6 protein-coding genes and 1 pseudogene are annotated in these 7,121 nt (G+C 73.9%); 4 read left to right on the top strand and 3 right to left on the bottom strand.

Translation table 11 applies throughout. From position 1 onward, the window contains the following. Both BAW75_RS27485 and BAW75_RS27480 read left to right on the top strand, forming a co-directional pair. Positions 1-225, top strand: a pseudogene (locus BAW75_RS27485) (sulfite exporter TauE/SafE family protein); the annotation flags it as partial. Beyond that, entirely contained in the window at positions 210-1,013 is an 804-nt protein-coding gene (locus tag BAW75_RS27480; protein ID WP_104115437.1) for a GNAT family N-acetyltransferase, read from the top strand. The pseudogene BAW75_RS27485 and the gene BAW75_RS27480, both read left to right, overlap by 16 nt. Here the strand turns inward: BAW75_RS27480 and BAW75_RS27475 are convergent. After that, positions 993-1,502: a peptide deformylase gene (locus tag BAW75_RS27475; RefSeq protein ID WP_104115436.1), complete on the bottom strand. Its 510-nt coding sequence runs from the start codon at positions 1,500-1,502 to the stop codon at positions 993-995. The genes BAW75_RS27480 and BAW75_RS27475 overlap by 21 nt on opposite strands. 99 nt (positions 1,503-1,601) lie before the next feature. Here BAW75_RS27475 and pip point away from each other — a divergent pair, with 99 nt between their 5' ends. Then, positions 1,602-2,549 carry a prolyl aminopeptidase gene (pip, locus tag BAW75_RS27470; protein ID WP_104115434.1) on the top strand — a complete coding sequence of 316 codons (948 nt, stop codon included), beginning with the start codon at positions 1,602-1,604 and terminating at the stop codon, positions 2,547-2,549. A gap of 72 nt (positions 2,550-2,621) precedes the next feature. On the opposite strand, the gene BAW75_RS27465 is transcribed toward pip, so the two are convergent. Beyond that, positions 2,622-3,815 (bottom strand): chorismate-binding protein, encoded by a 1,194-nt coding sequence (locus BAW75_RS27465; protein ID WP_104115432.1) that lies wholly within the window; start codon positions 3,813-3,815, stop codon positions 2,622-2,624. Between the two features lie 123 nt (positions 3,816-3,938). On the opposite strand from BAW75_RS27465, the gene BAW75_RS27460 reads away from it, so the two are divergent. Continuing rightward, complete coding sequence (locus BAW75_RS27460; protein WP_013286363.1) at positions 3,939-4,139, top strand: DUF5999 family protein; 201 nt, start codon at positions 3,939-3,941, stop codon at positions 4,137-4,139. Positions 4,140-4,233: 94 nt separating this feature from the next. Here BAW75_RS27460 and gcvP read toward each other — a convergent pair whose 3' ends face one another. Beyond that, positions 4,234-7,056 carry an aminomethyl-transferring glycine dehydrogenase gene (gene gcvP / locus BAW75_RS27455; RefSeq protein ID WP_104115431.1) on the bottom strand — a complete coding sequence of 941 codons (2,823 nt, stop codon included), beginning with the start codon at positions 7,054-7,056 and terminating at the stop codon, positions 4,234-4,236. Between the last annotated feature and the right edge of the window lie 65 nt (positions 7,057-7,121).

Genomic DNA, 7,121 nt, shown 5'->3' with positions numbered 1-7,121 from the left:
GTGGTGAACGCGGGTACGAATCTGGGTGCGCTTGTGGTGTTCGGGTTGACGGGGCACGTGTGGTGGGCGTTAGGTGCGGCGATGGCGGTGTGCAACGTGGTGGGGGCGGCGGTGGGCGCGCGGATGGCGTTGCGGCGGGGTGCGGGGTTCGTGCGGGTGGTGCTGCTGGTGGTGGTGCTGGCGTTGGTGGCCCGGTTGGGTTACGACCAGTGGTTGGCGGGCTGATCGCGGTGGCGGTGCGGGCGGAGCACGATCGGGCGGTGCTGGCGGGTCTGTTGGGCCGGGATCCGGTGTTGCACGCGTACCAGTTGGGTGATCTGGACGATTTCTTCTGGCCGTACACGTCGTGGTTCCGGCGTGGCGACCAGGTGGTGTTGCTGTATCACGGGGTGGAGTTGCCGACGTTGCTGGCGTTCGCGGCGCCGGATCGGGTGCCGGAGTTGGCGGGGTTGCTGGCGGAGGCGGCGCCGGTGTTGCCGGCGCGGATGTGGGCGCACCTGTCCCCCGGGCTGGAGGCGGTGGTGGGCCGCTGGTTCGTGGTGTCGGAGGCGGCGGCGCATCACCGGATGGCGTTGACGGATCCGGGTCGGTTGGCGGCGGTGCCGGCGGTGGGTGAGCCGTTGGGGCCGGCGGACGCGGTGGAGCTTTCCGGGTTGTACGCGGTGGCGTATCCGGGGAACTGGTTCGATCCGCGGATGCTGGACACGGGCCAGTACGTGGGTGTGCGGGAGCGGGGCCGGCTGGTGGCGGTGGCGGGGGTGCACGTGTTCTCGCCGCGGTGGCGGGTGGCGGCGTTGGGGAACGTGACGACGCATCCGGACGTGCGGGGTCGGGGTCTGGGCGCGGGGGTGGTGGCGGCGTTGTGCGCGCGGCTGCGCACGTCGGTGGATCATGTGACGCTCAACGTGCGGGCGGACAACGCGGCGGCGGTGCGGCTGTACGAGCGGTTGGGGTTCTCCCGGGTGGCCGGGTTCACCGAGTGCGCGTTGACGTCAGCGGCCGCGGCTGGGTGAGTCGAATCGGCCGGCGCGGATCTCGCGCAGGGCCCGGCGGCGGGTGTCGCCGCGCAGGGTGTCGACGTAGAGGCGTCCGCGCAGGTGGTCGGTCTCGTGTTGCAGGGCGCGGGCGAGGAAGCCGCTGCCGGTGATGGTGAGGGGTGCGCCGTGCTGGTCGTAGCCGAGGGCGGTGGCGTGCAGGGCGCGGGGGGTCGGGAAGTACAGGCCGGGGATGGACAGGCAGCCCTCGTCGTCGTCCTGGAGTTCGTCGGACAGTTCCAACGTGGGGTTGATCATGTGGCCGCGCCGGCCGTCGGCGTCGTAGACGAACACCTGGGCGTTGACGCCGATCTGGGGCGCGGCGACGCCGGCGCGTCCGGGTGCGCCGAGCAGGGTGTCCATCAGGTCGGTGACGAGGGCGCGCAGTTCGGCGTCGAAGCTGGTGACGGGTTCGCTGGGGGTGCGCAGCACGGGGTCGCCGATGATCCGGATCGGGCGCATAGTCATGTCCGGAAGGCTATCCGTTGCTTACCGCTGCGCGGGGGGCACCCGCCGGGGCGGCGACGCTCGTAGGGTGTGCGGACACCGACGCTGGGAGGCCGCCGCATGTATCCGCCGATCGAGCCGTACGCCCACGGGTTGCTGGACGTCGGGGACGGGCAGCGCGTGTACTGGGAGACGTGCGGTAATCCGGACGGCCGGCCGGCGCGGGTGGTGCACGGCGGGCCGGGTTCGGGCGCGGGCGCGGGGTGGCGGCGGCTGTTCGACCCGGCCGCGTACCGGGTCGTGTTGTTCGACCAGCGTGGCTGCGGGCGCAGCACTCCCCTGGCGTCGGATCCGGCCACGGACCTGTCGGTGAACACCACCGGGCATCTGCTGGCCGACATGGAGGTGCTGCGCGCGCACCTGGGGATCGACAGGTGGCTGTTGTGCGGCGCGTCGTGGGGGTCGTCGCTGGCGCTGGCGTACGCGCAGCGGCACCCGCAGCGGGTCACCGAGCTGGTGCTGTTCAGCGTGGTCGCCAACACCAGCCGGGAGATCGAGTGGTTGACCCGGGACATGGGCCGGGTGTTCCCGCAGGAGTGGGCGCGGTTCCGCGACGGCGTGCCGGAGGCCGACCGCGACGGTGACCTGTCGGCGGTGTACGCGCGGCTGCTCGACGACCCGGACCCGGCGGTGCGGGAGCGGGCGGCGCGGGACTGGTGCGACTGGGAGGACGTGCACGTGTCCCTCGCGGGCGGGTACGCGCCGGATCCGCGGTTCGCCGATCCGGTGTTCCGGTACGGGTTCGCCCGGCTGGTGACGCACTACTTCGCGAACCGGGGTTTCCAGCCGGACGGGCAGGTGCTGCGCGACGCGGGCCGCCTGGCGGGCATTCCGGGGGTGCTGGTGCAGGGCCGGCTGGACGTCAGCGGCCCGCCGGACATCGCCTGGCTGCTGAACCGGGACTGGCCTGATGCGCGGCTGGAGATCGTGGAGTCCGGCGGGCACGGCGGCGGGCACGGCATCAGCGAGCGGGTGGTCGCCGCCCTCGACGAGTTCGCCGCCGGCTGAGCCGCCGCGCACGGCCGCAACCGGCCCGCGGAGCCGCCGGCCGCCGCGAGAAGGGCCGACGGCGCCGGCCTGTCAGCCGGCGAGCAGGGCGCGGATCGGGGCGGCCTTGGCGGCGGCCTCGGCGACCTCGGCGGCCGGGTCGCTGTCCCAGGTGATGCCGCCGCCGGCCCACAGGTGCAGCAGGTCGCCGTCGGCGGCGGCGGTGCGGATGGTCAGGCCCAGGTCGAGGCGATCGGGTCCGACCCAGCCGAGCGCGCCCATACTCGCGCCGCGTCCGACCGGCTCCAGCGCGGCGATCTGCGCCAGCGCGGCGCGTTTCGGGGCGCCGGTGACCGAACCTCCGGGGCAGACCGCGCGCAGCAGGTCGGCCAGGCCGAGGCCGTCGGCGGGCGCCGCGGACACCGTCGACTCCGCCTGCCACAGGTCACACCAGCGGCGTACGGCGAACAACTCGTCGACGCGCACCGAGCCGGTGCGGGCGACGCGGGCCAGGTCGTTGCGCTCCAAGTCGACGATCATGACGTGTTCGGCGCGTTCCTTGGCCGAGGCGAGCAGCTCGCGGCGGCCGGCGAGGGTGGCCGGGCGGGTGCCCTTGATGGGGCGGGTGACCAGCCGTCCGTGCTCGACCGCGATCAGGGTCTCCGGGGAGGCGCAGCCGAGCGCCCAGCCGGGCCCGCGCAGCGTGCCGCCGTAGCGGGCGCCGGGCAGCGCGGCGAGGCGGGCCAGCGCCGGCCGGGGGTCGCCGGTGTACGGGGCGGCGGCGTGGCCGACGAGGTTGGTCTGGTAGACGTCGCCGCGGGCGATGGCGGCGCGGACCGCGTCGACGGCGGCGGCGTGCGCGGCCGGGGTCCAGCTGTCGCGCCACGGTCCGAGCCGCCACCCGGCGCGGGCCGGTGGCAGGGCCGGGGTGGGCCGGTCGGTGTGGTGGTAGACGACCACGACCAGGTCGGGCAGCGTCGGCGCGGGGCTCGGCGCGCCGGGCGACACGCCGAGGGTGTACGCGCCGGCGGCGGCGGACAGGTAGAGCGCCGCGCCGCAGACCGCGTCGTCGGGGTCGTGGCGGCCGGGGCGGGTCAGGTCGTCGCGGGTGACGCCGTGCGCGGCGAGGAAGCGTTGTGCCAGGTCAGCGGGGTCGCCGCCGTCGGTGGCGGACCAGTGCAGGCGGGCCGTCTCGACCAGTCGGCGACGGCATCCGGGCGGGGCGCCGGGGGTATCGACCTCCACCTGTGGGAGCGCTTCCACAACGTCTGGCCCGTTACGGGTCATCCGTTCAGCCCATTCTCGGTGAACAAGACGCATCCTTGCTCGTTGCCGCTCAGTTTTCCTTGGTACTGTGCGTCACTGGTCATGTGAACCATGACACAGTGCCCCCACAGTCCGGAGAACCCGATGTGTCAGCACCAGCCCACCTGCCCCTCCGCCGACGCGACCGACCGCGAGGCCGCCCGCGTCCTCGCCTGCTTCCCTGAGCAGGGCTGGAGCCTGCTCTGCAACGGTGTCATCGTCTTCGAGGACACCGGTGAGCTGCTCCCCGACGGACGCACCATCGCCCCGCACCGGGGTCCGGCCCGTCACGCTCTCGTGGCCTGAGCCATCACGCAGCGTCAGTGAGCGTACGCGCCGGTCATGACCGGCCGGCGCGCCGGCCGGGGCGGCGAGAGCCCACCGCCCCGGCGTTCGCCGCTCAGTCCTCGAACGCCTCCGGCGCGGGACACGAGCAGACCAGGTTCCGGTCGCCGTACGCGCCGTCGACGCGCCGCACCGGAGGCCAGTAGCGGCCCGCCCGGTCCACGCCCGCCGGGTAGGCGCCCACCGACCGCGGGTACGGGTGCGGCCACTCGTCGGCCGACACCATCGCCGCGGTGTGCGGCGCGTTGGACAGCGGGTTGTCCCCCGCCGGCCACTCCCCCGAGCCGACCTTGTCGATCTCCGCCCGGATCGCGATCATCGCGTCGCAGAACCGGTCCAGCTCGGCCAGGTCCTCACTCTCGGTCGGCTCCACCATCAGCGTCCCGGCCACCGGGAACGACATCGTCGGCGCGTGGAAGCCGTAGTCGATCAGCCGCTTCGCCACGTCGTCCACGCTCACGCCGGTGGCCTTGGTCAGCGGCCGCAGGTCCAGGATGCACTCGTGCGCGACCAGGCCCTTGTTGCCGGCGTACAGCACCGGGAAGTGGTTACGCAGCCGCGCCGCCACGTAGTTCGCGGCCAGGACGGCCACGCCGGTGGCGCGGGCCAGCCCGTCGCCGCCCATCATCCGCAGGTACGCCCACGGGATCGGCAGGATCCCCGCCGACCCGTGGTTGGCCGCCGAGATCGCCGGCCGCCCCTCGGCGGGGGCACCGAGGGGGTCGCCGGGCAGGAACGGCGCCAGGTGCGAACGCACCGCCACCGGCCCGACGCCGGGACCGCCGCCGCCGTGCGGAATGCAGAACGTCTTGTGCAGGTTCAGGTGCGACACGTCCGCGCCGAACCGGCCCGGCTTGGCGAACCCGACCAGCGCGTTGAGGTTCGCGCCGTCGACGTACACCTGACCGCCCGCGTCGTGGACCTTCGCGCACAACTGCGCGATGCCGGTCTCGTACACGCCGTGCGTCGACGGGTACGTCACCATGATCGCGGCGAGCGCGTCCCGGTGCTTGTCGATCTTCGCGTCGAGGTCGACCAGGTCGACGTTGCCGTCGGCGTCGCAGCCGACCACCACGACCCGCATGCCGGCCATCACGGCGGACGCGGCGTTGGTGCCGTGCGCCGACGACGGGATCAGGCACACGTCGCGGTGGGCCTCGCCGCGCTCGCGGTGGTAGCCGCGGATCGCCAGCAGCCCGGCCAGCTCACCCTGCGACCCGGCGTTGGGCTGCACGCTGACCGCGTCGTAGCCGGTGACCTCGGCCAGCCAGCCCTCCAGCTGCGCGATCAGCTCCCGGTACCCGGTGGTCTGCGCGTTCGGCGCGAACGGGTGCAGGTGCGCGAACTCCGGCCAGGTGATCGGCTCCATCTCGGTGGTGGCGTTGAGCTTCATCGTGCACGACCCCAGCGGGATCATGCCCCGGTCCAGCGCGTAGTCGAAGTCGGCCAGGCGGCGCAGGTAGCGCAGCATCGCCGTCTCCGAGTGGTGGCTGTGGAACACCGGGTGGGTGAGGAACTCCGACGTGCGGGCCAACCCGTCGGGCAGGGCCGCGTCGACCTCGCCGTCGAACCCGTCGACGCCGAACGCCGCCCACACCGCCTGCAGGTGCGCGGCCGTGGTGGTCTCGTCGCAGGACACGCCGACCCGGTCGGCGTCGACCAGCCGCAGGTTCACGTTGCGCGCCGCCGCGGCGGCCACCACCTCGGCGGCCCGGCCCGGCACGACAGCGGTGACGGTGTCGAAGAACGGCACGTCGGCCACGTCGACGCCGCCGGCCCGCAGCCCGGCCGCGAGCCGCGCCGCCGCCTCATGGGTACGCCGGGCGATGGCGCGCAGCCCGTCCGGGCCGTGGTAGACGGCGTACATGCCGGCCATCACGGCGAGGAGCACCTGCGCGGTGCAGATGTTGCTGGTCGCCTTCTCCCGCCGGATGTGCTGCTCGCGGGTCTGCAACGCCAGCCGGTACGCCGGGTTGCCGTCGGCGTCGCGGGACACCCCGACCAGGCGGCCCGGCAGCATCCGCTCCAGCCCGGAGCGCACCGCCAGGTAACCGGCGTGCGGGCCGCCGAAGCCCATCGGCACACCGAACCGCTGGGTGGTGCCGGCGGCGATGTCGGCGCCGATCTCGCCCGGCGGGCGCAGCAGCGTCAACGCCAGCTGATCCGCCGCGACCGTCACCAGCGCGCCCACGCCGTGCGCCGCCTCGACCAGCGCCCGGTCGTCGCGGACCGCGCCGGACGCGCCCGGGTACTGCAGGTGCAGGCCGAAGAACTCCGCCGGCAGCTCGTCACGCTCCACGTCGATCACCCGCACGTCGATGCCGAGGGGCTCGGCGCGGCTGGTGATCACCGCGACGGTCTGCGGCAGCGCGTCGGCGTCGACCACGTACACCGGGCTCTTGCTCCTGGACGCGCGGCGCGCGAGGGTCATCGCCTCGGCCGCGGCGGTGCCCTCGTCGAGCATCGAGGCGTTCGCAGTGGCCAGACCGGTCAGGTCGGTGACCATGGTCTGGAAGTTCAGCAGCGCCTCCAGCCGGCCCTGGCTGATCTCCGGCTGGTACGGCGTGTACGCGGTGTACCAGGCGGGGTTCTCCAGCACGTTGCGGCGGATCACCGCCGGGGTGTGCGTGCCGTGGTAACCCAGACCGATCATGGACACGGCGACGGTGTTGCGCGACGCGAGGGCGCGCAGCTCGGCGATCGCCTCCCGCTCACTGGCCGGGGCGGGCAGGTCCAGGGTGCCGTGCCAGCGGATCACCTCGGGGATCGCGGCGTCCATCAGCTCGTCGACGGAGCCGTAACCGACGGCCTCCAGCATCCGGCGCTCGTCGGCCGGGCCGGGGCCGATGTGCCGGTCGGCGAACTGCTCTGCGGTCATGCGCTGCGCTCCTTGGGGGGCGAGGTCGACGGGTCGGCCTCCCCCTGAGTCGCGCTGACGCGCTC

This window comes from Micromonospora chalcea (assembly GCF_002926165.1).
Classification (GTDB): domain Bacteria; phylum Actinomycetota; class Actinomycetes; order Mycobacteriales; family Micromonosporaceae; genus Micromonospora; species Micromonospora chalcea.
The sequence above is the reverse complement of the archived record's forward strand: the minus strand, read 5'-3'. Positions and strand labels throughout refer to the sequence as shown.

Excerpts from the sequence above, each read along its gene's own strand:
- BAW75_RS27465 (WP_104115432.1), bottom strand. The coding sequence starts at position 3,815 with ATGACCCGTAACGGGCCAGACGTTGTGGAAGCGCTCCCACAGGTGGAG.
- gcvP (WP_104115431.1), bottom strand. The coding sequence starts at position 7,056 with ATGACCGCAGAGCAGTTCGCCGACCGGCACATCGGCCCCGGCCCGGCC.
- pip (WP_104115434.1), top strand. The coding sequence starts at position 1,602 with ATGTATCCGCCGATCGAGCCGTACGCCCACGGGTTGCTGGACGTCGGG.
- BAW75_RS27460 (WP_013286363.1), top strand. The coding sequence starts at position 3,939 with ATGTGTCAGCACCAGCCCACCTGCCCCTCCGCCGACGCGACCGACCGC.
- BAW75_RS27475 (WP_104115436.1), bottom strand. The coding sequence starts at position 1,502 with ATGACTATGCGCCCGATCCGGATCATCGGCGACCCCGTGCTGCGCACC.